This is a genomic window from Bradyrhizobium sp. WSM471, assembly GCF_000244915.1.
Classification (GTDB): Bacteria; Pseudomonadota; Alphaproteobacteria; order Rhizobiales; family Xanthobacteraceae; genus Bradyrhizobium.
Window position 1 is genome coordinate 7500693 of the sequence record NZ_CM001442.1, and the last position, 24865, is coordinate 7525557.

The window sequence follows — 24865 nt, forward strand, 5'->3', positions numbered from 1 at the left end:
CACCTTCATGGCCTCCATCCACAACGACATCCCCCTCTCCGCTTCCGCGCAAGACGTCTGGGATGCGGTACGCGATTTCGGCGCGCTGCATCGGCGGCTGGCGCCGGGCTTCGTCACGGCCTGCACGCTCGACGGCGACGCGCGCGTCGTCACCTTCGCCAATGGCTCGGTGGCGCGCGAGGTGCTGGTCGATTGCGACGATGCGCGGCAGCGGCTGGTCTACGCGATCAACAACGAGCGGCTGAAGCATTACAGCGCCTCGGTGCAGGTGATCGCCGAGGGCGAGGCGAGATGCCGCCTGGTCTGGATCATCGACATACTGCCGAACGAGCTCGCGCCCTATGTGCAGGGACAGACCAAGGACGCCGTCGCCGCCATACACCGAGCGTTCCCAGCCGCGGCTGCGTGATCTTTCTCACAGAGCCCAGCCCTCGTCCGCAATAACCATGGCGGCGTGCGTCCGGTTGGCTCCGCTCTCCCGGCGGCGCCACGCACGCGAGGAGCAGGCCATGAGAGGTGCGGACAAGGTGATCTGCCAGGCGGCCGCCGTGCTGCTGATGTTTTCGATTTCGAGCGCGCCGGCAAAGGCGCAGTTCCTCGGCGGCGGCGGTGCCGGCGGCGAGGACATGATGACCCAAATGGCGCCGATGCTGGAGATGATGAAGGCCAAGATGGGCAAGCGCCGCTTCGGCATGATGATGCAGACCATGGGCCCGATGATGAGCCGCATGATGGAGAATGGCGGTGGTGGTCTTGGTGGCATGATGGGCGGCGGCGGAATTGGCGGCCTCGGCGGTGGCAATCTCGGCGGCGGTTTCGGCGCGCCCAATTACGGCGGCTACGCACCGATGGGCGCAGGCGGATACATGCCGACCGGAATGGGCGGCATAGGCGGCGGCGATATCATGGGCATGATCGGCGGCGCCGGTGGCGGCGACATGATGGCGATGATTCCGCAACTGATGCGGCTCGCCAATGTCGGTGGCGGTGGCGGTCATCGCCGCCACAGGCATCGCTAGTCCGCAGCGGCCGACAGCGCCGGCCTGATCGCAGATTTGGTTTGGCGCGGTCCCCAGCGTGTCAGCACCACGCTGGAGCACGAGAGCAGGCCGAGCACGACCATCGAGCTCCCTGCCAGCCAGAAGAAGTTTTGGGCGGTGGCATCATGCGTCGACAGCCACCAGCCGACCGCCGAGATGTAGATCAGCCGCGCGGTCTGCGCCAGCACCGGGCCGAGCACCTTCGCAGCACCCTGCGACGAGAAATACATCGTCGAGGCGAGGCCGATGAAGGCGTAGAACGGCGCCACCGTCGACAAATATTGATGGCTGGTGGCGCGCACGGTCGCACTGTCCGTGAAAATGTTGACCCAGAGATCGGGGAAGATCGCAACCAGACACGCCGGTGCACCGACGGCGACGAAGGCGCTCGCCGCCGCGATCCAGGCAATGCGCCTGGCGCGGGCGATGCGGCCGGCGCCGACCGCCATGCCGATCATCGGCACCGAGGCGATGCCGAACGAGAACGCGATCGAGGTCAGCAGGAATTCCAGCCGCGCACCGATGCCGTAGCCGGCCAGGATCGCGGTGCCGAATTTCGCAAGCATGTGGGTGAAGATCGAGATCGTCAGCACCGATTGCAGCGGCGAGAAGCAGGCGATGGCCCCCACTTTGAGGATGTCGAAAAACATCACCCATTGGATGCGCAGGTCGCGCAGCTTCGGCGTCACGCGGGCGCGGCCGGAGAACAGGTACCAGCCCATCACGCCGATATTCATGCAATAGGCAATCAGCGCGCCGGCGGCGACGCCGCGCATGCCGAATTGCGGCACCGGACCGAGCCCGAGGCCGAGCGTGCCGCCGAGCACGATCTGCCAGGCCGCAGAATTGAGGATCAACAGCGACGGCAGCTTCATGTTGCCGGTGCCGCGCAGGACGCCCGCCATCGTGTTGAGCAGCCAGGGCAGCACCGCGCCGCCGAAAAACACCTGGGTGTAGGCGATAGCATGCGTCAGCACATCGCCGCGGCCGCCGAGCATTTCCAGAACGCGCGGCCCGAAGATCAGCATGCCCAGCATGAAGACGACGCCGAAGCCGATGCCGATCAGCAGCGCGTGCGCGGCGAGCGTCCCGGCACGCTCGCGATCGCCGGCGCCGAGCGCGCGCGCGATGGCGGAGGCCACCGCGCCGCCCATCGCACCGCCCGACATGGTCATGGTCAGGATCACTGTCGGAAACACCAGCGCCATCGCGGCCAGCGCTTCCACGCCGAGCCGCCCGATATAGGAGGTCTCCGCAATCACCGTGCAAGTGCCGGCGGAGAGCGCGACCACGTTGGGCCAAGCCAACCCGAGCAGCGTGCGCAGGATCGGCCCGTCCATCAGCGCGCTCCTCACGGGGCGCGGAGGCGGCGGCAGCGGGCGCTCCTGTTCATCGACCGGAATCTCGGCGATGTCTGACATGTCCTCTCCGGGAGAAAGCGCCATTTGCGGCGCGGCAATGCGTAGGTGTGCCAATGAATTGGTTCGCGCGCAGGGCGCAACGAGAGGCTTGTTAGCACGACACGCAGCGATTCCTCCTGCGCCAGGTGCAGGCGTGCCCTGCGGCAGCGCATTTCAGCCCGTGGAATTGCGACTCTCAGTCTCCGTGGGCCATCCTTCGAGACGCCCGCGCGGCATTACCCAATCGTCCAGACCAATGGCGAACGGCCGGGCGGTGTCGGGGACAGGTGCACGCCGATGTGCCGCCCGCATCCGGCCGCAAGCCCTTCGAACAACCCCGCCAGTACTTTGGCGCAAGCAGGGTGGTTATCGGCGACGCCGTCCATCAACTTCCAGCTCTGCTGACGGATTTCGAACGTGCCTTCGGATTGCGTCGTCTCGGCCACATCGTCCTGCGCGACAAACAGCGCGTCGAGGAACGTCGCGAACTCGCCCGCACCGCCGCGGCCCATCGATAGCGCCGCGGCGACCTCATCGAAATATTGCATCCCGATCAGCTTGCCCGTGAGGTGCAGGAGATAGCCCGCATCCTCCGGACCGAACAGCTGCACCATCACGGGCGCGGCGGTGCGCACATATTCCATCGCGTAGTTGCGATAGGCCTTTTCCAGTCGCGGTCTCGGCCAGCTTGACACCGGCAAGGCCGGAGCCGCGGCGGCATCGAACAGCGGCGCTTCGAGATGCCGCGCGAACACGAGGCGCTGGTCGAGCTCGAGCGGTTGGTCATATTGGTGATAGTAGCCTTCGAGCCCGTCCTGGCCGTCGACGCTCTGCTTGGTGCAGACGAACCCCAATCTGGTATCGCCGAGCGCCACACCGTTGTTGGCGTGCCAGCCGCGCAGCATCGCGCGCGAGACTTCGCCCGGCACGCCGCAGATGGCAGTGCCTTTCCAGATCCAGCGCGGCGGCGGATAGCGGATCCAGGCTTTGCGGTCGCTCTCATACATGTATTCGACGTGCACGCCGCCGATCCAGTTCGAGAGGTAGTGATATTGCGCGGCGGCGACTGCCGGCGGCAGATGGCTCAGCCCGAGCTTCTTCAGCCCCGGCAGAAAGCGCTCCTGCTGCTGGCGGCGGAACACGCGAAAGACGAACTCCGCAGCATCCGCCGTGCCGCGACGCGTGACCACGGTGAGGATCAGGCCGGTGAAATAGGCGTGATAGAGATCGGCAACGGCGCGCCAGCGCTTCCACTGAGCTTCCTGCGCGACGTCTGATGCGGCGGTCATGTTCGCTCCCGATCGTTGTTTTGATCGAGTGTGTCACTGCATCCGGCGACGGACAAGCCGAGCCGCACGCGGGGCGCCCTGCACGCCGGCGCGCCAATTCCGCATCACGAAGTTTGCGCAGCCCTAAATTTGCGCAGCCTTGGCGGCACGCTCGCGCTCGACGCGCTCGGTGACGTCGCGCGCCATCGCCACCGATCCCTGCACCACCCCAGCGGCGTCCCGCACCAGCGCAAAGGTCATCTCGATGTAGAGCTTGCGTCCGTCCTTGTGCAGCGCGCGGGTCAGTGTCGGCTTGCCCGCAAGCTTCATCGCGCCGCTGGCAAGCGCGGCCTCGAAACCCTTCCAGTGCGCGGCGCGCAGATGTTCGGGAATGATCAGGTCGAGATTCTGGCCCAGCGCTTCGTCCGCGGAGAAGCCGAACAGTGCGGACGATGCGCGATTCCAGCGCATGATGGTGCCGGAGCGATCCGAATAGATCAGCGCGTCTGCGACGTCATCGAGGATTTTTGCGTCGAGTTCGGATGAATTGATCATGTCAGCACCTTGTAGCCCGGATGGAGCGCAGCATAATCCGGGATCGTGCCACAAGTGAGACTTTCCCGGAGGACGCTTGCGCTCCATCCGGGCGAGGGGTGATCGCTACACCCGGAAATGCTTGCTCAGCTTCAGCCCCTGCGCCTGATAGTTCGAGCCGATGCGCTGACCGTACATGGCGTCGGGGCGCGCCAGCATCTTTTCATAGACGAGGCGGCCGACGATCTGGCCGTGCTCGAGGATGAACGGCACCTCGCGCGAGCGCACTTCGAGCACGGCGCGCGAGCCCAGCCCGCCGGCGCCGGCATAGCCGAAGCCGGGATCGAAGAATCCGGCATAATGCACGCGGAACTCGCCGACCAGCGGATCGAACGGCACCATCTCCGCGGCGTAATCGGGCGGCACCTGCACCGCCTCTTTCGACGCGAGGATATAGAACTCGCCTGGATCGAGGATCAGGCTGCCGTCGGGGCGGGCCGAGATCGGCTCCCAGAACTCCTCGACGGAATAGCCTGCGCGGCGATCGACGTCGATGACGCCGGTGTGGCGCTTGGCGCGGTAGCCGACGAAGCCCCCGCTCTTCTCGCCGGAAAGATCAACAGAGACGGCGACGCCGCCGGTGAGATCGGCATCGTCGATATCGACGAGACGCTCGGTCGCATGCAGCGCCTCGAGGTCGTCGATGTTGAGGATGGCATCGCCGGTGCGGAAGCGCACCTGGCTCAAGCGCGAGCCCTCGCTGACCAGCACCGGGAACGTCTTCGGGCTGATCTCGGCATAGAGCGGGCCGTGATAGCCGGCACCGATCATGTCGAAGCGGCGGGTGCCGTCGGCGATCACGCGGGTGAAGACGTCAAGCCGGCCGGTCGAGCTCTTCGGGTTGGCGGCCGCGACGATCTCCGGCGGCAGCGCGAGGCTTTCGAGCAACGGCACGATGTAGACGCAGTTGGTCTCCAGCACCGCGCCGTCGGCGAGGCTGAACTCGTGCAGCTTCAACTCGTCGATGCGCTCGGCCACGGTGGCGCCGGGACCGGGCAGGAAGCTGGCGCGCACGCGATAGGCGATGTCGCCGAGACGCAAATCGAGGCTCGCCGGCTGGATCTGGCTTTCGACGAAGTCGTAAGCGGGCAGGATGAGACCGCCCTCCGCCATCGCCGCGATCATGCGGTCGGGCAGGATACCATTGGCGTCGGCGGCAACCGTGAACGTCAACCGGGGGTCCTCAGCAGGGATCAAACACATCCCGACATGCGGGAAATATGAGCGTTTTACGGCTATCCGATGGACGTCTTGACGGAAAGGGCATTGCGGAATATGAGCATGACTTATCCCGTGGTGATTTGAGCCGGCCGGCTTGCAGCCACGTTAAATAAGTCGCTAAACAGGCCGGGGACCTCTGTGATCCCGGCCCGTGGAGATGTTCCAGGCCGGTTTTTTTGTGACCATTTTCGGTGGTCACTTCAGGAGGTCCTATGTCGAAGTCCCCGGCGCCAACCGCCCACTACCGTCCCGAAACCCGCCTGGTCCATTCCGGCACTTTGCGCTCGCAATATGGCGAGACCTCGGAGTCGCTGTTCCTGACCCAGGGCTACGTCTACAACAGCGCCGAGGAGTGCGAGGCGCGGTTCAAGGGCGAGGACCCCGGCTTCATCTATTCACGCTACTCCAATCCGACCATCTCGATGTTCGAGCGGCGCATGATCGAGCTCGAAGGCGCCGAAGCGGCCCGTTCGGCGGCGACCGGCATGGCCGCGGTGACGACCGCGATCCTGGCGCCGCTCAAGGCCGGCGATCACGTCGTGGCTTCGCGCGCGCTGTTCGGCTCGTGTCTCTACGTCGTGCAGGATTTGCTGCCGCGCTACGGCATCGAGACCACGCTGGTCGACGGCCTCGATCTCGACCAATGGCAGCGCGCCATGAAGCCGAACACCAAGACGTTTTTCCTGGAGAGCCCGACCAATCCGACGCTCGACGTGCTCGACATTCCCGGCATTGCCGAGATCGCGCACAGCGGCGGCGCGCGGCTCGTCGTCGACAACGTGTTCGCCACTCCGATCTGGCAGAGCCCGCTCGCGCTCGGCGCCGACGTCGTGGTCTATTCCGCGACCAAGCACATCGACGGCCAGGGCCGCTGTCTCGGCGGCATCATCCTGTCCTCGGAAGCGTTCATCGCCGAGCACATCCACAATTTCATGCGCCAGACCGGCCCGTCGATCTCGCCGTTCAACGCCTGGGTCCTGCTCAAGGGCCTGGAGACGCTCGCCGTGCGCGTGCGCGCGCAGACCGAGACGGCGGCGCGCATCGCGGACGTGCTGGCGAGCCATCCGAAGATCTCACGGCTGGTGTTTCCCGGCCGCGCCGATCATCCGCAAGCTGCATTGGTGAAGAAACAGATGCGCGGTGGCTCGACGCTGGTCGGCCTCGAGGTCAAGGGCGGCAAGCAGGCGGCGTTCCGCGTGCTCAACGAGCTCAAGCTTGCCAAGATCTCGAACAATCTCGGCGACGCCAAGAGCCTCGTCACGCATCCGGCAACGACGACGCATCAGCGCCTCAAGCCGGAAGACCGCGCCGCGCTCGGCATCAGCGAAGGCTTTATCCGCTTCTCGGCGGGGCTCGAGCACGCGGACGATCTGATCGAGGATCTGACCGCGGCGCTGGAGAAGGCGTGAATTATTGTCGTCCCGGCGAAGGCCGGGACCCATAACCACAGGAAGCAGTTTGGCGAAGACCCAGAGTTAAGGGGGGGGAGCGGTACGAACACCGCGCACCATTGATGGATCACGCGGTATGGGTCCCGGCCTTCGCCGGGACGACAAGTCACATCGGCCGGTAGGTCCGCACGTCCGCGGGCACGTTGACGCCGAGCTTGATCTGGCCGACGGAGCGGATGATGTCGTCGCCGAGGAGCTGGGCGAAGCAGGCGTAGCCCCAATCGTTCATGTGCAGGCCGTCGGCGATCACGAAACTCTCGACCGGAAGCGATTGCTTTTCGTGCCAGTCGCGCATCACCTCGAAGCGCGGAAAGATGCCGACGTGACGGAGCTCGGCGACCTTGCCGAGCAGCTTCACCATCTTGCCGGCGCTGTCCGCGCGCTGGTTGACGGCGGGCGAATATTGCGGATCGACCAGCACGACGTCGGCATCGCCGGCGGCCTGGATGCGGCTGATGCCGTCCTCGACCAGTTTGGCGGTATCGCCGGGATCGAGATTGCGCAGCACCGCATTGGTGCCGACCTGCCAGATCACCAGATCCGGATGCACGTCGATCACCTCTTTCTGGAGACGCTTCATCATCTCGGGCGCGTCCTCGCCGCCGACGCCGGCATTGACGACGGTGATGTCGGCGGTCGGATAGTGCCGGCGCAGCTGCGCGGCAAGGCGATTGGGATAGTTGAACTCCGGCGAGCTCGCGCCGAATCCCGCGGTCGAGGACGAGCCGAACGCGACGATGACGACGGGCTGGCCGGCGACGAGCTTGCCCGCGACGTGCGGCAGCGAGCCCATCGCCTTCGCGCCGCCCTTCGGCGACAGGCAGGGCACGCGGCTGAAGACGTCGCCGGCGGATTTCGCGACCTGCTTCACCTTGTCGATGGCGCGCGCCGTGATGCCGCGCTGGTCGGGGGACGTCGCTGCGACTGTGGTCTGGGACGGTGAAGCGGGAGCCGGATCAGCCGACTGCTCCGGGGCCGGCGTTGCCTGTGCGGCCTGCGTCTGCGCGTGCGACTGCGAGGCCGGACTCAGCACCAGCAGCAGCGCTGCTGCGGGCACAGCCAGCCATGCCGTCAGGCAAAAAGGGCGGAGAGAACTCATTAACGCTAGACCTCAATTTTGCTGCTGGGCCGGCTCCAGATGCGCAGCGTCGATCACGAACTGTGCCAACGCCCGGCCGAGGCAATCATGGACCTGTTTCGCCAGCTCAGGCCCGCGCGACGGGCTGAACAGGTCGAACTGCCCCTGATCATTCCACTGCCGCATGATCGCGAACCGATCGAACAGCGGAATATCGTGCTCCTGCGCCACCACCCGCATATTGTCGAGGTATGGCGGCACCGAGATCATGGTTTCGGTACGCGGACTGTACTGCAAGTTCATCAAGACGACGTCAGCCCCTGCCTTTTGCAACGCAACAACCCCTTCGGTCACCGCGCCACGAAAATCATCGGGATCGATGGCTCGGATAGCATCGACGGTCCCGGTCTGCCAGATGACCAAAGTAGGCGTTTTTGCTTCCATCAGCTTAACGAAGCTGGCGGCCGCCTCCTCGGCCGTCTTCTTGCTCTGTATTTCTACGGAGACGTGCACCGTCTCGGACGGCGGCAGCTTGTCCTTCAGGATGGTCTGCATCCGCGCCGGATAAGAGGCGTCCTCGGAAGCCGGGATCGTGGTCGAGCGACTGCCGATGACCAGGATTTCGAGCGGCTTGCCGGCCTTGATGGCATCGGCGACCTTGGGAAGCTGGCTTTCGCTGGTGAGCAGATAGGAGGGCACTTCACAGGCTGCGGGCACGGCTGAAGCAGCCGGCGCAGCATCATCCGCGCGCGCCGGAGGCGCGGCGAGACCACCGCACAGCAGGATCAGGCTCAGGAAAACCTTCGCCTTCATCAGCCCCCTCCCGCCATATCGGCGCTGCCGACGGCGCTTTTGGTTTTCGAACCGCTCTTGTCAGCCACCCGCTTGTACCACGAAATCAGCCAGGCCATGGCCCACATGATCAGGATTCCGGAGAGGCTAATTAGCGCATGCATGACCGGGCCGCCCGAGACTTCGGCCAGGATGAAATGTCCGGCAAAGGCGAGGAAGACGCCGAGACAGAATATCTCCAGGGAATGCGATCCGCACAGGATCAGCGGCCGCAGCCAGGGCGATTTCAGGCCGGGCCAGTCCCGCGGCAGGACGCGCACGGTGAGCGCGGCCAGCGCCAGGAAATGCGTGAAGCGCAGCACGTCCAGGTCGGCCTTGTCGATCGGATACATCCACTGCTCGAGCCGCTTCGGCATGAAGTGGGAGAGCTGCGGCACATACCAGGTCAGCGTCACGTAGAATGCCGCGACCAGATAGGCGATCGCGATCCACATCGTCACCCGCGAAGCCAGGATGCGCGACATCCGTCGCGCACCTCCGAGCGCGCACCATGCCCCGAACACGAACAGCAATTGCCAGGCGAAGGGATTGAAGGCCCAGAAGCCGTTCGGATAGGCCGACAGGTAGAGATCGTATTCCCAGGTCACCGCGTAGAGCGCGACCGAGAGGCCGAGCGTCACGTCGGGGCGCCATTTCATCAGCCACAGGATCAAGGGCAGCGCCAGCATCAGCACGATGTAGAGCGGCAGCACGTCCATGTTGACGGGACGGAAGCGCAGCAGCAGCGCCTGCACGATCGTGACGTCGGGCTGCTTGAGGAAATCCATGATGCCCATCTCTTCGGTGTAGAGCGGGTTCTCGAACCTGGTCGCGACGTAGGAGATTTCGGCAAGGAAGATCGTGAACAGGAAGACGTGGGCGACGTAGATCTGCCAGACGCGCCGCAGGATGCGCGCGGTGGCGACGACGATGCCGGACTCCAGCATCGCCCGACCGTAGACGAAGGCGGCGGTATAGCCGGAGATGAAGATGAAGATCTCGGTGGCGTCGCTGAAGCCGTAATTGCGGATCGTGAACCAGGTCAGAAGGCTCGGCGGCAAATGGTCGATGAAGATCAGCCACAGCGCCAGGCCGCGGAACAGGTCCAGCCGGAGCTCGCGCTCGCCGATGGCGGGCAGCGAAATCGCCGGCGCGGCCGCGCGCCGCTTCGCCCCCGCGGACTTGACCTCCACAGGTTTAGCGGTTCCGGCGATCGTCGATCCCGTCACTTGGTCGGCAATGGTCATCGGGGGCCTAAAAACCCTTCCGCAAATCGCGACGTGGCAAGGAGTGTACCGGTCCGGCCGTCATCTCGCAAAGCGACCGGATCACATGCAAGTACACTTTGACGTACCCTTGGACGTGTACTTCCCTGCGAATTCGGGCGGGACGATGTCGCCAGGACCGCCTCCAGCGTTTGGTTCCAGAGCGGTTTTCGGTATGATGGCAATCATGTACCGCGCCGTGACCCGCCAGATCGAAGTGACCGTCGAGCCGAACTTTGTTCCGGAGCAGTCGTCGGCCGACCGCTCCCGTTATTTCTGGGCCTACACCGTCGTCATCACCAATTCCGGCGACGAGACCGTGCAGCTCAAGACGCGGCACTGGATCATCACCGATGCCACCGGCCGGCAGCAGGAGGTGAAGGGCGAGGGCGTCGTCGGCGAGCAGCCGACGCTCGCCCCCGGCGAACGCTTCGAATACACCTCCGGCGTGCCGCTCACGACCGCCTCGGGCTTCATGACCGGCCGCTACCAGATGGTCAGCGCAACCGGCGAACGCTTCGAGATCGACGTGCCGACGTTCTCGCTGGACAGCCCGGACAACAAGCGGGTGTTGAATTGAGGGTGGCGGCGACGCGACCTTTTGGGGCAGGGCTTCCCCGATAGCGTCCCGACTCTCGTGTCCCGGACAAGCTGCAACGCGCAAGCGTTGCTGCGCGGAGCCGGGACCCAGGGGCGACACGGCCCAATGCGGATAGATGGGCCCCGGCTCTGCAGCGCACCGTCGAAGGGACGCTGCGCCGCGTCCGGGGCACGAGAGCGGATCGTCTTCGCGTTCATCTTCGACTTGCAGACACGCCTTTTCGTTCTCGCGGCCGATTTCGCCCGAGCCTTGCTTCGTCGCACCACCCTCAAATCCAAGAGGGCGCAGGGAAGGCCGGGTGCCGGCTGGCACCCACGGTCTGCTGCGCGAAAGGTGTAGCGCAAGAAGACCGCACAGCAGCATACAGGTGTAGCCAATCACTCGGCCTTCCCTGCGCAGTGGTTGGACGGCTTATGCCGTGCTCTCCCGGGAGCCGAGTTCCTTTTGGCCTCCCTCGCCCTCGCGAAATTCACCGGCATCGCGCCGGTTGGCGCAAGTGCCGCATTCGCCGGGGCTTGACCGTAGCAACGACGGCCAGGACCACACGGTTTTGCCGTACGCACGGCCCGCCATTTCGCCGCAGTTTTCCCAGCCCTGTCGACGGAGCCGGAAACTTACAGACGAGACTAAGCCTGACAGCGCCGCTCGTCGGAACGAAGCCTTGGGCTCACGGAGAGCAATCCGCCCTGCCCACGCCTTTCGCACCCGAACGCTGCCGCGTCCACCGCAAGCCCGGCTCGCGAACATGACGACCACAAGATCGCCCCTCAAGGATGAGCCGGGATGAGCGACATATACGCGATTTCCGAATTTCGGTAAAGTGGAATATTTTTGTGCGTATGGATTGACAGAGGGGCGACACAGAGGAGGTCCCGTAGCCCGGATGGAGCGCAAGCGTAGTCCGGGAAGGTGCCGAATGCCGGGCGAGCGGCCCCGGATTGCGCTGCGCTCCATCCGGGCTACGGGCTAACGTCTCACGCGTCCTCGACGCCCGCCTCATCCGGTGTGAACTCGTACACCGAGCTGCAGAACTCGCAGGTCACGACGACCTTGTCGTCCTTGACCATGGCGGCCCGGTCGTCGGACGAAAAGCTCTTCAGCATCGATGCCACCGCGTCGCGCGAGCAGGAGCATTGCGCCTTCAAGGGCAGCGGATTGAACACGCGCACGCCGCGCTCGTGGAACAGGCGGTAGAGCAGCCGCTCGCCGGACAGCTCCGGATCGATCAGCTCGACGTCTTCGACGGTCTCGATCAGCGAGCGCGCCTCGACCCAGGCATCGTCTTCAGCGACGGCATGCACTTCGACGCCCTCGGGCGCATCGCCGGGATGCAGATCGGCCTGCCGCGCGCGCTCGGGCGCCTTCGGCAGGAACTGCATCAGCATGCCGCCGGCACGCCAGCGATGCTTGCCGCCGTCATTCGAACGCCATTCCTCGCCGACGGCGAGGCGCACGCGGGTCGGGATCTGCTCGGAGCGCAGGAAATATTCGTGAGCGGCGTCTTCGAGGCTGCCGCCGTCGAGCGCGACCAGGCCCTGGTAGCGGCTCATGTCGGGGCCCTGGTCGATGGTCATGGCGAGATGACCGTGGCCCAGCAGCGCGCCGGAAGTCTTGCCGGAATCCTGGACTTCGCCGAGGCGCGCGGCGTCGTAGCGCGCATAGGCGCGCAGGCGATCCGGCGCCTGGTAGTCCACGACCAGGAACGACACCGGACCGTCGGTCTGCGCCTGGAGGATGAAGCGGCCCTCGAATTTCAGCGAGGAGCCGAGCAGCGTAGTCAGCACGATGGCCTCGCCGAGCAGCTTGCCGACCGGCGCGGGATAATCGTGCTTGGTCAGGATCTCGTCGAGCGCCGAACCAAGCCGCACCAGCCGACCGCGCACGTCGAGCGCGTCGACCTCGTAGGGCAGCACGGCGTCATCGATCGGAACCGCGGATGGCGCGCGAACCGGGCCTTCGGGCCCGGTTTTCATGTCAGGGGATTGGGAAACCATGGCGCTTATCTGGGGTCGGAAGGCGGAATTGGAAGGGGGGTTGGGGAACTGTACGAAGCAACCTCAACCTCGGTGTCGTCCCGGACAAGCGCTAGCCGCAGATCCGGGACCCATAACCACAGGATTACGCTACTGCGCGAGATGACAACTCCGAATCCTCGCCAAACGACTTCCTGTGGTTATGGGTCCCGGATCGGCGCTCCGTTCTGGACAACGCTACGCGTTGCCAGAAGCTGCGCTTGTCCGGGACGACGATCATATGTGAGGTGGCCGCCGGGATTCCAGCGAGATCACTTCACCTCGTCGAAGCACCAGGCCAGAATGCCCTTCTGCGCGTGCAGGCGGTTTTCGGCCTCGTCGAACACGACGGATTGCGGACCGTCGATCACCTCGTCGGTGACCTCCTCGCCGCGATGGGCGGGCAGGCAGTGCATGAACAGCGCATCGGGCTTGGCCAGCGACATCAGCTGGGCATTGACCTGATAGGGCTTGAGCACGTTATGGCGGTGCTCGCCTTCCTTGTCGCCCATCGACACCCAGGTGTCGGTCACGACACAATCGGCGCCGCGCACGGCGGCTTCGGCATCCGTGCCGAGCATGATCGGCGCGCCGGTCGCCTTGATGAAGTCGCGCATCGCTTTTTTCGGCGCGAGCTCCGGAGGCGTCGCGACATTGAGCTGGAACTTGAAGCGCTCGGCGGCGTGCGCCCAGGAGGCGAGCACGTTATTGTCGTCGCCGGTCCAGGCCACGGTCTTGCCCTCGATCGGGCCGCGATGTTCCTCGTAGGTCATGAGGTCCGCCATCACCTGGCAGGGATGCGAGCGCCGCGTCAGGCCGTTGATGACGGGGACGGTAGCGTTCGCAGCGAGCTCCAGCAGCGCATCGTGATTGAGGATGCGGATCATGATGGCATCGACGTAGCGCGACAGCACGCGCGCGGTGTCGGCGATGGTCTCGCCGCGACCGAGCTGCATCTCGGCGCCGGTGAGCATGATGGGCTCGCCGCCGAGCTGGCGCATGGCGACATCGAAAGACACCCGCGTCCGCGTCGAGGGGCGCTCGAAGATCATCGCCAGGGTCTTGCCTTCGAGCGGCCTGACCGGCTGATGCGCCTTCTGCTTCGCCTTCATCGCGGAGGACGCGGCCAGCATGCGCTTGAGCTCCGACAGCGGCAGCTCGTTGATATCGAGAAAGTGCTTCGGTGTTTTCTTGGGTGCTTTATCGGGCGACTTGCTCATCAGCTTGCCGCCCGCTTGTTGCCGGACAACGCGGTGCAGGCGCGCTCGAGCCGCCCGACGCTGTCCTCGATCTCGGCTTCGGTGACGATCAAAGGCGGCAGGAAACGCACGACATTGTCGCCGGCACCGACGGTGAGCAGCTTTTGGTCGCGCAAGGCGGCAACGAGATCGCCGGAAGGCACCACGGCCTTGATGCCGATCAGGAGGCCCTCGCCGCGCACTTCGCTGACGACATCGCTATGACGGTCGATCACGGAGGCGAGCTTCTGCTTCAGCAGCAGCGACATCCTCTGCACGTGGTCGAAGAATCCGGGCTTGAGCATGACGTCGAGCACGGCGTTCGCAGCGGCGATCGCGAGCGGATTGCCGCCGAAGGTCGAGCCGTGCGAGCCCGGCGTCATGCCGGACGCCGCTTCCGCGGTCGCAAGGCAGGCGCCGATCGGAAAGCCGCCACCGAGCGCCTTGGCCAGCGACATCACGTCGGGTTCGACGCCAAGGCGGCGGTACGCGAACAGATCGCCGGTGCGGCCCATGCCGGTCTGCACCTCGTCGAAGGCGAGCAACAAACCCTTCTCGTCGCAGAGCTGGCGCAACGCCCTCAAGAAGGCGGGCGTTGCCGAACGCACACCGCCTTCGCCCTGGATCGGCTCGATCAGGATGCCGGCGGTCTGCGGACCGATCGCCTTTTTCACCGCGTCGAGATCGCCATGCGCAACCTGGTCGAAGCCCTCCATCGGAGGGCCGAAACCTTCGAGATATTTTGCCGAACCCGTCGCGGCCAGCGTCGCCAGCGTGCGGCCGTGGAAGGCGCCTTCGAAGGTGATCATGCGATAGCGGTCTGGATGGCCCTTTGCCGCGTGATAGCGGCGCACGACCTTGATCACGCATTCCAGCGCTTCGGCGCCGGAATTGCAGAAGAACACGAAGTCCGCGAAACTTTCATTGCACAGGCGCGCGGCGAGCTTTTCGCCGTCCGGGCTCTGGAACAGGTTCGACATGTGCCAGAGCTTCGTGGCCTGCTCCTGCAACGCCGCGACCAGCGCCGGATGGGCATGGCCAAGCGCATTCACCGCCACCCCGGAGGTGAAATCGAGATAGCGCTCGCCGTTGGTCGCGATCAGCCAGCAGCCTTCGCCACGCTCGAAACCGAGGTCGGACCTGGCGAAAACGGGGAGCAAATGCGGCGCTGCGCTGTTAGTCATGACGGTCACTTGAATGTTGCGGACGGCGTGAGCGTGCATTGCGCAACGCACCATCGACCGGCCCGGAAAACGAAACGTGCCGCCTCTTGAGGGCGGCACGCACGACTATCTTAGGCCTGGTGAAACGGGTGTCAATGCCGCCCGGAAAGCCTCGCGAAACGCTGAATCCGTAGTCTTGCGGTGCCGATTTTGCGGGATTTAGCCACGGAACATGTGGAAGCGAGTCGGCGGACTCTTGCGCGGGAGTCACGCCATATTGTAGCGTTTGGATTGTCAGATACGACATCTCGTGCAGTGGTTCTGATCTTTAAGTCCTTATGTACCGGCGTAAACGTTCGGGCGTTCAAGACGCGCCCGGCGAGCCTTAAGGGATTCTGGCGGCACGGGTTTTTGAAGGCTTAGGCATTCGCTGCGAGGCCCCAGGATGGCTGGCGCGCAGCGAGGGAAAGGGTGCAATGACGGTTTTGACCTGGTCCGATGATCGCGTCGAGCAGCTGAAAAAGCTCTGGGAGGCCGGACTTTCGGCCAGCCAGATCGCGGCGGAGCTCGGCAATGTGACCCGCAATGCCGTGATCGGCAAAGTGCACAGGCTCGGCCTTTCGGGCCGCGCCAAGAGCCCATCATCGGCAGCGCCGCGGCCGCGCAAGGCGCGCCCCGCGCAGCACATGATGCGGGTGAGCCGCCCGATCTCGCGCGGCAACACCGCGCTGGCGCAGGCGTTTGAGGTCGAGGCGGAGCCGGATCCGGTCACCTACGACAACGTGGTGCCAATGAGCCAGCGGCTGTCGCTGCTGGAATTGAACGAGGCGACCTGCCACTGGCCGGTCGGCGATCCCTCCAGCCCGGACTTCTTCTTCTGCGGTGGAAGGGCGCTGTCCGGCCTGCCCTATTGCGCCCAGCACTCGCGCGTCGCGTACCAGCCGGCGTCGGATCGGCGCCGCGCACCGGTGAAGCCGGGTCCGCGCTAATCACGGCAAGTCGTCGCGCGAAGACAGTTCAATTGGAGTGTCGTCCTGGCGAAAGCCAGGACCATACTCCGAGCACGCAGTTGTTGCGCGAAAGGGGTCACTCCGAGTCTTCGCCAAACCACTCCCTGTGGTTATGGGTCCCGGATCAGCGCTCGCTTCGCTCGCTTGTCCGGGATGACGGCTGAGAACCTCAAGCCTGCAACCCTACACCTGCTCCGCCTTCGCGAAGCGATCATCCAGCGCGTAGCCGGCGCCGCGGACGGTGCGGATCGGGTCCTGCTCGCGGCCGAGATTGAGCAGCTTGCGCAGGCGGCCGATATGCACGTCGACGGTCCGCTCGTCGATATAGATGTCGCGGCCCCAGACGCTGTCGAGCAGCTGCTCGCGCGAGAACACCCGCCCCGGGTGCTCCAGGAAGAACTCCAGCAGGCGATATTCGGTCGGACCGAGATCGATCGGCCGGCCCGAGCGCGCCACGCGGCGCTTGTCGCGGTCGAGCTCGATGTCGCCAAAAGCAAGGACGGTGGCGAGCCGCTCGGGGCTTGCGCGCCGCAGCAGGCCCTTCACGCGCGCCAGCAGCTCCGGCACCGAGAACGGCTTGACGATGTAATCGTCGGCGCCGGTCGCAAGACCCCGCACCCGCTCGCTCTCCTCGCCGCGCGCGGTGAGCATGATGATCGGGAGCTGCTTGGTCTCGGGACGGGTGCGAAGCCGCCGGCACAATTCGATGCCTGACAGGCCCGGCAGCATCCAGTCGAGCACGATCAGATCGGGAATGTGCTCCTTGAGACGGGTGTCGGCGTCGTCGCCGCGCATCACCGTCTCGACGTCATAGCCGTCGCCTTCGAGGTTGTAGCGGAGAAGCTCGGTCAGGGCTTCCTCGTCCTCAACCACCATAATGCGTGCGCCCATCGGGTCGTCGCTCCTTAAGTGTTCGGTACCGTGTTGGCGAAGGTCGTCATGTCGCCCTTCGGCCGCTTGTCGGTGATCGCCTGGCCCTCGATCATGTAGAACACGGTCTCGGCGATGTTGGTGGCGTGGTCGCCGATCCGCTCGATGTTCTTGGCGCAGAACATCAGGTGAATACAGAACGAGATGTTGCGCGGATCCTCCATCATGTAGGTGAGGAGCTCGCGGAACAGCGAGGTGCAGATGGCGTCGACTTCCTCGTCGCCCTTCCACACCGCCATCGCCGCCGGCAGATCATGCGCGGCATAGGCGTCCAGCACCGACTTGACCTGCTGCTGCACGAGGTCGGTCATGTGCTCGAGGCCGCGGAACAGCTTGAGCGGATGGAAGTCCGTCTCCAGCGCCGCGACGCGCTTGCCCATGTTCTTGGCGAGGTCGCCGATGCGCTCGAGATCGGTCGCGACGCGCATGGCGCCGACGATCTCGCGCAGATCGACCGCCATCGGCTGGCGGCGGGCGATGGTGAGCACCGCGCGCTCCTCGATGCGCTTCTGCAGCGCGTCGAGCTCGGTGTCGGTGGCGACGACGCGCTGCCCGAGCGGGACGTCGCGGCGGATCAGTGCGTCGACGGACTCGACGATCATGCGTTCGGCGATCCCGCCCATCTCCGCAACCAGGCGGGTGAGTTCCTGGAGGTCGGTGTCGAAAGCCTTTGCGGTATGTTCGGAAGCCATGTCGCGTCTCCTAGCCGAACCGGCCGGTGATGTAATCCTGCGTGCGCCGGTCGGTCGGCGACGTGAAGATCTTGCTGGTATCGTCGAACTCGATCAGCTCGCCGAGATACATGAAGGCGGTCTTGTCGGAGACGCGCGCCGCCTGCTGCATGTTATGGGTGACGATCGCGATCGTGTAGTCCTCGGACAGCTCCTGGATCAGCTCCTCGACCTTGGCGGTCGAGATCGGGTCGAGCGCCGAACAGGGTTCGTCGAACAGGATCACCTCGGGCCGCACCGCGACGGTGCGGGCGATGCAGAGGCGCTGCTGCTGGCCGCCGGAGAGCGACAGACCGGAGGCGTTGAGCTTGTCCTTGACCTCGTTCCACAGTGCGCCGCCGCGCAGCGCCTTCTCGACGCGGCCGTCCATCTCGGACTTCGATATCTTCTCATAGAGACGGATGCCGAACGCGATGTTCTCGTAGATCGTCATCGGGAACGGCGTCGGCTTCTGGAACACCATGCCGACGCGGGCGCGCAGCAGATTGAGGTCCAGCTTGCCGTCGAGGATATTGGTCTGGTCGAGCATGAGCTGACCGGTGGCGCGCTGGCCTGGATAAAGGTCGTACATCCGGTTGAAGATGCGCAGCAGGGTCGACTTGCCGCAGCCCGACGGACCGATGAACGCCGTGACGCGATTGGCGCCGAGCGTCAGGTTGATGTTCTTCAGCGCGTGGTGCTCGCCGTAATAGAAGTTCAGGTTGCGCACCGTCACCTTCGGAGGCGCCTCCGGCAGCGCCGCCGTCTGCGGCAGACCCCCGGCCGCGCTCATCGACGATAATGAAAGATCACTCATTTTGCGGTCCTCTCGGCGCCAAGGATGCGCGCGCCAATATTCAGGGCAAGAACGGTCAGGGTGATGAGCAGCGCACCGCTCCAGGCCAGCTGCTTCCAGTAGGCATAGGGGCTCTGCACGAAGTTGTTGATGGTGACAGGCAGGTTCGCCATCGTCTTGTTCAGGCCGAGGCTGAAGAACTGGTTCGACAGCGCGGTGAACAGCAACGGCGCGGTTTCACCGGCGACGCGGGCGGTCGCGAGCAGCACGCCGGTGATGAGGCCGGAGCGCGCGGCGCGATAAGCGATCCGCTTGATCACCAGCGAACGCGGCAGGCCGAGCGCCGAGGCCGCCTCGCGCAATGCGTTCGGCACCAGCAGCAGCATGTCCTCGGTCGTGCGCAGCACCACCGGGATCACGATGACCGCGAGCGCGAGTGAGCCCGCGATCGCGGAGAAGCCGCGCATCGGCACCACCACCGCGCCGTAGATGAACAGGCCGATGATGATCGAGGGCGCCGAGAGCAGGATGTCGTTGATGAAGCGGATCACCGAGGTCAGCTTGTCGTTGCGGCCGTATTCGGCGAGGTAGGTGCCGGCAAACATGCCGAGCGGCGCGCCGATGCCGACGCCGATCACGGTCATGATCAGCGAGCCGACGATGGCGTTGAGCAGGCCGCCCTCGTTCGATCCCGGTGGCGGCGTGTTCTCGGTGAACAGCTGGACATTGAGTCCCGCCAATCCGTTGTAGAGCAGCGTGATCAGGATCAGCGCGAGCCAGGTGACGCCGAAGGCAGTTGCGGCGATGCAGAGTCCGCGAACCACGATGTCCTTGCGGCGGCGGCGTGAATAAATCGGGTTCATGGCGCTAGTTCCCCGCCTTCTTTTCCAGCCGCATCAGCATCAGCCGCGCCGCCGCGAGCACGAAGAACGTCAGCACGAACAGCAGCAGGCCGAGCAGGATCAGGCCGGACTGGTGCAGGCCGTCGCTCTCGGCGAACTCGGATGCGATCGCCGCCGAGATCGTGGTGCCGGGGGCGAAGATCGACGAGGAGATCCGGAACGAGTTACCGATGATGAAGGTCACTGCCATGGTCTCGCCGAGCGCACGGCCCAGCGCCAGCATGACGCCGCCGATGACGCCGACGCGGGTGTAGGGGATCACCACGCTGCGGACCACTTCCCAGGTGGTGCAGCCGACGCCATAGGCGGCTTCCTTCAGCACCGGCGGCACCGTCTTGAACACGTCGACCGAGATCGAGGTGATGAAGGGCAGCACCATGATGGCGAGGATCAGCGCGGCATTGAACAGGCTGAGATAGGACGGGGGACCCGCGAAGATCGCGCCCAGCACGGGCACGCCGTCGAAGATCTTGATCATGAAGGGCTGGAACGTGTTGGCGAGGAACGGACCCAACACGAAGAAGCCCCACATGCCGTAGATGATCGAAGGGATGCCGGCGAGCAGCTCGATCGCCATGCCGATCGGGCGGCGCAGCCATTGCGGGCAGAGCTCGGTGAGGAAGATCGCAATGCCGAGACCCACGGGAATGGCGATCAGCATCGCGATGAAGGACGTGACGAGCGTGCCGTACATCGGGCCGAGCGCGCCGAGCACCGGCGGATCGGCGGAGGGCGCCCAGCGCTGCGTCCACAGGAACGAGACCCCGAATTCCTTCATCGCCGGGAAGGCGCCGACGATCAGCGAAATGATGATGCCGCCGAGGATCAGAAGCACCGAGATCGCGGAGAGCCGCGTGATCCAGTAGAAGGTGACGTCGCCGAGCTTGAACGCGCTCAATGCCTTGGCGCGATCGTACGGTCCGGCGTCGTCGATTACATCGCTCTGAACGGCCATCTCTGCCACGCCGGTCCCCTGTACTAAAATATTATACGTTTTTTGTTGGTCCGTGCCCCGGATGCGGCGCAGCGCATCCGGGGCACGAGCGTCGCGAACCTAGCTCTTGATTTCGGCAGCCCAGGTCTTCTCGATCAGCTGAACGACCGGGTCCGGCATCGGGATGTAGTCGAGCTCTTCAGCCGCCTTGTCGCCGTTCTTGAAGGCCCAGCGGAAGAACTTGATGGCTTCCTGCGAGGCCGCCTTGTCGGTGGCGTCCTTGTGCATGAGGATGAAGGTCGCCGCCGTGATCGGCCAGGACTTCTCGCCGGGCTGGTCGGTCAGGATGACGTAGTAGCCGGGAGCCTTGGCCCAGTCGGCGTTGGAGGCGGCCGCCTGGAAGGCTTCGACGGTGGGCTGCACCGGCTTGCCGGCCTTGTTGACGAGACCGGTGTAGGTCAGCTTGTTCTGCTTGGCATAGGCGTACTCGACGTAGCCGATCGAGTTCTTGGTCTGGCTGATGTTGCCGGACACGCCTTCGTTGCCCTTGGCGCCGACGCCGACCGGCCACTCGACCGCGGTACCCTCACCGACCTTGCTCTTCCAGTCCGCGCTGGCCTTGGCGAGGTAGTTGGTGAAGTTGAAGGTGGTGCCCGAACCGTCCGAACGGCGGACCACGGTGATGGCCTCCGAGGGCAGCTTCACGTTCGGGTTCAGCTTCTTGATCGCGGCGTCGTCCCATTTGGTGATCTTGCCGAGATAGATGCTGGCCAGCGTCTCGCCGTCGAACACCATCTCACCGGGCTTCACGCCCTCGATGTTGACGACGGGAACAATGGCGCCCATCACCATCGGCCACTGGACGAGGCCGTCCTTCTCGAGCTGCTCTGCCTTGAGCGGCGCGTCGCTGGCGCCGAAGGTCACGGTCTTGGCCTGGATCTGCTTGATGCCGCCGCCGGAGCCGATCGACTGATAGTTCAGACCGTTGCCGGTCTCCTTCTTGTAGGCGTCAGCCCATTTGGAATAGATCGGGAACGGGAACGTCGCACCGGCACCCGTGATGTCGGCAGCAAAGGCCGCCGTCGTCGATGCGGCAACCAAGCCAGCAGCAACGATCGTTTTGAGGAAATTCATGCTGGTCTCCATACAGGGGAGCGAAGCGCCATCAGCGCCCGATCGCGCTCCCCGTGCCGTCCCTTTAGGAGCGGACAGCTGAGCTTTTACGAAGGTTTGGTGACAGTCGGATGACAGTGTTAAGTGGCTGAAATTGCTGGAATTTAGCTCAGAGCCGCAGGCTTGCCCTGGGGAAAACAGGCGGTGAAAGTGGCGCCCTGTCTGGGCACGCTTTCAATCAAAAGCCGCCCGCGATGACGGTTAAGAATATGTTTCACCAGCGATAATCCGAGGCCCGTGCCGCCCTGCGAGCGGCTGTCGCCGACATCGACCCGGTAGAAGCGTTCGGTCAACCGCGGCAAATGTTCCGGCGCGATGCCGGGGCCGAAATCCCGGACCAGGACCCGGATTTCCTGAGTTCCATCAGGGGCGGCGCCTGATATCAGCGACACGATGATGCGACCGCCGGAGGCGCCGTATTTGAGCGCGTTCTCGATCAAATTCTCGAACAGGCGGAGCAGCTCCTCGCGGTCCCCCGCGATCAGCACCGGGGTCTCAGGCAGCTCGGTCTCGACCTCGACCTGGCGTTCCCGCGCCAGCGGCTCAAGCCCATCGGCGACCTGCAAGATGATCGGCAGCAGGTCGACCAGGGTGTCGGGCCGCACATGGGCCGACAGCTCCACCCGCGATAGCGACAAGAGATCGTCGATCAGGCGCGCCATCCGGGTGGCCTGATTGTGCATGATGCCGAGGAAGCGCTCGCGCGCCTTGGGATCGTCCTTGGCCTGGCCCTGGAGCGTGTCGATGAAGCCCGACAGCGCGGCCAGCGGCGTGCGCAGCTCGTGGCTGGCGTTGGCGACGAAATCGGCCCGCATCTCCTCGACCCGGCGCAGCGGCGTCTGGTCGTGGAAGGTCATCAGCATGCATTTGTCGGCGCCACCGAAGCTCGTCGGCACCGGCACCGGCGTGATGGTCAACTCCATCCAGCGATCGACCGGGACATGGTCGAGATAGGTCGCGCGCCGCGGCTCGGTGGTCGCGATCGACTCGCGCAGCGCCGTGATGATCTCGGGCGAGCGCAGCGCGAACTGGGCGAGCTCATTCCGGCGCAGCGCCGGCGCGAGCTGGGCGGCCGCGGCGTTGAGATGGATGACGCGGCCGGCGCGGTCGAGCAGCACCGCGGGATCGGGCATGCCGGCGACCACCGCGGCCACCGCCGCGCTCTCGACCGGATTGACGCGGCGGGTCTCCTCGCGCGAGGCGGCGGTATCGTGCAGGCGCCACGGGATCAGCGCTGCGGCGGCGATGCAGAGGAACACCGCAATCGCATGCAGTGCCGACAATTCGCCCAGCGAGACCACCACCGACAGCGCCAGCGCCGCGGCGATCAGGATGACGGTCGAGTGCCGCAGCCGGTCGGACCAGGGCTGGGAGGAGGGAGAAGATGGGGCGTCGATCGCCATCGGGGCGGGCTTCTCCAAAGGACCTTGCGCCGGTCAGGCGCCGCTGTCGCTGCGCTTTCTCACGTAAGCGGCTTCAGGTGCGGGGCCGGGGTCGAGCTTGAGCGCCGCCTGCTGCAGGCGTTTCGATCGTGCGCCGATGATAACTTCGCGAAACGTCAGCAAGATTACAGAAATGACGAAAGGGGACAGATAATAGAGGACGCGGAACAGCAGCATCCCGCCCAGCAGCTCCTCCCGGTCCATCTGCCAGAGCCCGACCAGCATGGCCGCGTCGAAAACGCCAAGGCCTCCGGGCGAATGGCTGGCAAAGCCGAGCAGCGTGGCCGAGACGAAGATCACCGCGACCACCACGAAGCCGAGATTGGGCTCGTCGGGGACCAGCACGTACATCGCCAGCGCGCAGAAGCCGAGATCGATGATGCCAATCGCGATCTGGAGCAGCGTCAGCGGACCGCCCGGCAGCATCACGGTCCAGGGCCCGCGGCCGACCATCCGCGGCTGGGTCCAGACCCAGACCACGTAAGCGACCAGCCCGACGATGATCATCATCGCCAGAGTCCGGTTCAGCCAGGGCGGAAGCTGGTCGATCGAGGCCGCGGCCTCCGGATGATAGGAGATGCCGAGGCCCAGCACCGCGGCATTGCCGAGCCAGAAGGTCAGGCCGGCGAGGAAGCAGATCTTTGCGACGTCGATCGCGTTCAGGCCGTGGGCGGAATAGATGCGGTAGCGCACCGCGCCGCCGGTGAAGACGCTGGCGCCGACATTGTGGCCGATCGAATAGCTGGTGAAAGCGGCGAGCGCGTTGATCCGATAAGGCACGTGGGCGTGGCCGATCGCGCGCACGGCGAACAGGTCATAGAAGGTCAGCGTGAAATAGCCCGCGGCGACGAACAAAGCCGCCAGTGCAATCTGGCTCGGCTCGGTGCTCTTGATCGCCTCGAGGACTTCGTTGACATCGATGCCGCGCAGCATGTGGTAGAGCACATAGCAAGCGATACCGATGACCGCGACGCTGATCACAACTCCAAGCTTATGCAGGATTTGCTTCTGGCGCAGAAACGACATCGCCCTGCGTATGGCTTCCAGCATCTAGACCTCGAACAACGCTTCAGCGGCCGGGGTGGCCGGCGAACAGGCGGACGACGCACGGGCACGCGACGAACCCTCGCTGCCGGTCCCGGCATCGCGCATACCCGCTATCCCTCCACTAGCGCGTTTCCGGGCGGAGTGGAATTCGGCAATTCGAACAAAAACTCGTGCCTTCAATATTTTAGGCAGGGTTGCGGGCTCCTGAAGCACGGTTTGGCGCTTTCGGCGGCAAGACTGACGCGAATCTCCATGGCAATCCTGCGCAGTGGCCATGAAGTTTTGATGATTTCCACCGCACAATGTTCCGTCACGGCTTAAGCCGACGTCAATCTATGGGGTACCCCCGCCTGTTGAAAGAGGGGAGGCCGGAGCGTTTGTTCACGGTTTTCGATGTGCCGGGACGGCCGCGCAGCCGCGCTCCTGACTTCCGCAGTCAGGGTGCAGGGCAACATCACAGAGCGGCAGGAGGCGCGGTGCGCGCGACCACCCGGTCGCGCAGCCAGGCGCCGATGGCGCCGCCGACGAGGTAGCAGGCGAACATGATCAGGCCGAGGTCGAGCCAGTAGCCGAAGCGGCCGGGGACGACACGCGCGAACGAGGCCGCGACCAGGCCGGCAGCAAGCACGGCGAGCCAGCGCGCGGTCACCTTCGAAGTGCCGTTGCCGCGCTGGACCACCGAGATCCAGCCCATGCAGAAGCCGAGCAGCAGCGAGCCTATCAGCCAGCCCAGATGGAACGAGACGAGATAAGGCATCG

The 24865-nt window shown here is 64.9% G+C and carries 24 protein-coding genes and 1 riboswitch; of the genes, 5 read left to right on the forward strand and 19 right to left on the reverse strand.

From position 1 onward, the window contains the following. The first annotated feature begins 7 nt into the window (after positions 1-7). On the forward strand, positions 8-409 hold the full coding sequence (locus BRA471DRAFT_RS34340; RefSeq protein WP_035975281.1) for an SRPBCC family protein: 402 nt from the start codon (positions 8-10) through the stop codon (positions 407-409). A gap of 100 nt (positions 410-509) precedes the next feature. Beyond that, positions 510-1019, forward strand: coding sequence for a hypothetical protein (locus tag BRA471DRAFT_RS34345; protein ID WP_007615667.1), 510 nt, complete (start codon positions 510-512; stop codon positions 1017-1019). Here the strand turns inward: BRA471DRAFT_RS34345 and BRA471DRAFT_RS34350 are convergent. The 4 genes from BRA471DRAFT_RS34350 to BRA471DRAFT_RS34365 all read right to left on the reverse strand — a co-directional run bounded on the left by BRA471DRAFT_RS34350 (position 1016) and on the right by BRA471DRAFT_RS34365 (position 5505). Continuing rightward, positions 1016-2461 (reverse strand): MATE family efflux transporter, encoded by a 1446-nt coding sequence (locus BRA471DRAFT_RS34350; RefSeq protein WP_007615669.1) that lies wholly within the window; start codon positions 2459-2461, stop codon positions 1016-1018. The two genes, BRA471DRAFT_RS34345 and BRA471DRAFT_RS34350, sit on opposite strands and share 4 nt — an antisense overlap. Positions 2462-2676: 215 nt before the next feature. Next, the gene (locus BRA471DRAFT_RS34355; RefSeq protein ID WP_007615671.1) at positions 2677-3729 is read right to left on the reverse strand and encodes a hypothetical protein; all 1053 of its coding nucleotides are present in this window, start codon (positions 3727-3729) and stop codon (positions 2677-2679) included. Between the two features lie 123 nt (positions 3730-3852). Further along, positions 3853-4263, reverse strand: coding sequence for a PAS domain S-box protein (locus BRA471DRAFT_RS34360; RefSeq protein ID WP_007615673.1), 411 nt, complete (start codon positions 4261-4263; stop codon positions 3853-3855). A gap of 105 nt (positions 4264-4368) precedes the next feature. Continuing rightward, positions 4369-5505 carry a 2'-deoxycytidine 5'-triphosphate deaminase gene (locus BRA471DRAFT_RS34365; RefSeq protein WP_007615675.1) on the reverse strand — a complete coding sequence of 379 codons (1137 nt, stop codon included), beginning with the start codon at positions 5503-5505 and terminating at the stop codon, positions 4369-4371. A gap of 80 nt (positions 5506-5585) precedes the next feature. Next, a riboswitch (SAM riboswitch) is annotated at positions 5586-5665 on the forward strand. 70 nt (positions 5666-5735) lie between these two features. On the opposite strand from BRA471DRAFT_RS34365, the gene BRA471DRAFT_RS34370 reads away from it, so the two are divergent. Next, positions 5736-6932, forward strand: coding sequence for an O-succinylhomoserine sulfhydrylase (locus BRA471DRAFT_RS34370; RefSeq protein ID WP_007615678.1), 1197 nt, complete (start codon positions 5736-5738; stop codon positions 6930-6932). A gap of 148 nt (positions 6933-7080) precedes the next feature. On the opposite strand, the gene BRA471DRAFT_RS34375 is transcribed toward BRA471DRAFT_RS34370, so the two are convergent. The 3 genes from BRA471DRAFT_RS34375 to BRA471DRAFT_RS34385 are packed head-to-tail and all read right to left on the reverse strand — an operon-like array spanning position 7081 to position 10130. Continuing rightward, positions 7081-8073, reverse strand: a complete 993-nt coding sequence (locus BRA471DRAFT_RS34375) for an SGNH/GDSL hydrolase family protein (RefSeq protein ID WP_007615680.1) — start codon at positions 8071-8073, stop codon at positions 7081-7083. A 12-nt stretch (positions 8074-8085) separates the two neighbouring features. Further along, positions 8086-8865 (reverse strand): hypothetical protein, encoded by a 780-nt coding sequence (locus tag BRA471DRAFT_RS34380; protein WP_007615682.1) that lies wholly within the window; start codon positions 8863-8865, stop codon positions 8086-8088. Further along, complete coding sequence (locus BRA471DRAFT_RS34385) at positions 8865-10130, reverse strand: OpgC domain-containing protein (RefSeq protein WP_007597863.1); 1266 nt, start codon at positions 10128-10130, stop codon at positions 8865-8867. The genes BRA471DRAFT_RS34380 and BRA471DRAFT_RS34385 overlap by 1 nt, the downstream gene beginning before the upstream one ends. Positions 10131-10335: 205 nt before the next feature. On the opposite strand from BRA471DRAFT_RS34385, the gene apaG reads away from it, so the two are divergent. Further along, positions 10336-10728 carry a Co2+/Mg2+ efflux protein ApaG gene (gene apaG, locus BRA471DRAFT_RS34390; RefSeq protein ID WP_026233080.1) on the forward strand — a complete coding sequence of 131 codons (393 nt, stop codon included), beginning with the start codon at positions 10336-10338 and terminating at the stop codon, positions 10726-10728. Between the two features lie 995 nt (positions 10729-11723). Here the strand turns inward: apaG and BRA471DRAFT_RS34395 are convergent. The 3 genes from BRA471DRAFT_RS34395 to BRA471DRAFT_RS34405 form a co-directional block, all read right to left on the reverse strand. Next, complete coding sequence (locus BRA471DRAFT_RS34395; RefSeq protein WP_035974513.1) at positions 11724-12743, reverse strand: Hsp33 family molecular chaperone; 1020 nt, start codon at positions 12741-12743, stop codon at positions 11724-11726. 290 nt (positions 12744-13033) lie between these two features. Beyond that, on the reverse strand, positions 13034-13981 hold the full coding sequence (gene argF, locus BRA471DRAFT_RS34400; RefSeq protein WP_007615686.1) for an ornithine carbamoyltransferase: 948 nt from the start codon (positions 13979-13981) through the stop codon (positions 13034-13036). Further along, entirely contained in the window at positions 13981-15183 is a 1203-nt protein-coding gene (locus BRA471DRAFT_RS34405) for an aspartate aminotransferase family protein (protein ID WP_007615687.1), read from the reverse strand. The genes argF and BRA471DRAFT_RS34405 overlap by 1 nt, the downstream gene beginning before the upstream one ends. Before the next feature lie 455 nt (positions 15184-15638). Here BRA471DRAFT_RS34405 and BRA471DRAFT_RS34410 point away from each other — a divergent pair, with 455 nt between their 5' ends. Next, positions 15639-16151, forward strand: coding sequence for a GcrA family cell cycle regulator (locus tag BRA471DRAFT_RS34410; protein WP_007597869.1), 513 nt, complete (start codon positions 15639-15641; stop codon positions 16149-16151). A gap of 204 nt (positions 16152-16355) precedes the next feature. Here the strand turns inward: BRA471DRAFT_RS34410 and phoB are convergent, their stop codons facing one another. The 9 genes from phoB to BRA471DRAFT_RS34455 form a co-directional block, all read right to left on the reverse strand. Continuing rightward, entirely contained in the window at positions 16356-17063 is a 708-nt protein-coding gene (gene phoB, locus BRA471DRAFT_RS34415; protein ID WP_007597871.1) for a phosphate regulon transcriptional regulator PhoB, read from the reverse strand. A gap of 14 nt (positions 17064-17077) precedes the next feature. Further along, on the reverse strand, positions 17078-17794 hold the full coding sequence (gene phoU, locus BRA471DRAFT_RS34420) for a phosphate signaling complex protein PhoU (RefSeq protein WP_007615688.1): 717 nt from the start codon (positions 17792-17794) through the stop codon (positions 17078-17080). Positions 17795-17804: 10 nt separating this feature from the next. Then, on the reverse strand, positions 17805-18629 hold the full coding sequence (pstB, locus tag BRA471DRAFT_RS34425; RefSeq protein ID WP_007615689.1) for a phosphate ABC transporter ATP-binding protein PstB: 825 nt from the start codon (positions 18627-18629) through the stop codon (positions 17805-17807). Beyond that, positions 18626-19471 carry a phosphate ABC transporter permease PstA gene (gene pstA, locus BRA471DRAFT_RS34430; protein ID WP_007615690.1) on the reverse strand — a complete coding sequence of 282 codons (846 nt, stop codon included), beginning with the start codon at positions 19469-19471 and terminating at the stop codon, positions 18626-18628. Before pstA ends, pstB begins: the two co-directional genes overlap by 4 nt. Positions 19472-19475: 4 nt before the next feature. Next, the gene (gene pstC, locus BRA471DRAFT_RS34435) at positions 19476-20465 is read right to left on the reverse strand and encodes a phosphate ABC transporter permease subunit PstC (RefSeq protein ID WP_007615692.1); all 990 of its coding nucleotides are present in this window, start codon (positions 20463-20465) and stop codon (positions 19476-19478) included. Between the two features lie 99 nt (positions 20466-20564). After that, positions 20565-21578: a phosphate ABC transporter substrate-binding protein PstS gene (gene pstS, locus BRA471DRAFT_RS34440; RefSeq protein ID WP_007615694.1), complete on the reverse strand. Its 1014-nt coding sequence runs from the start codon at positions 21576-21578 to the stop codon at positions 20565-20567. Between the two features lie 143 nt (positions 21579-21721). After that, complete coding sequence (locus BRA471DRAFT_RS34445; protein WP_007615700.1) at positions 21722-23020, reverse strand: ATP-binding protein; 1299 nt, start codon at positions 23018-23020, stop codon at positions 21722-21724. A 33-nt stretch (positions 23021-23053) separates the two neighbouring features. Then, positions 23054-24109: a lysylphosphatidylglycerol synthase domain-containing protein gene (locus tag BRA471DRAFT_RS34450; protein ID WP_007615704.1), complete on the reverse strand. Its 1056-nt coding sequence runs from the start codon at positions 24107-24109 to the stop codon at positions 23054-23056. A gap of 451 nt (positions 24110-24560) precedes the next feature. Further along, positions 24561-24863 (reverse strand): hypothetical protein, encoded by a 303-nt coding sequence (locus tag BRA471DRAFT_RS34455; RefSeq protein WP_007615705.1) that lies wholly within the window; start codon positions 24861-24863, stop codon positions 24561-24563. Positions 24864-24865 lie beyond the last annotated feature (2 nt).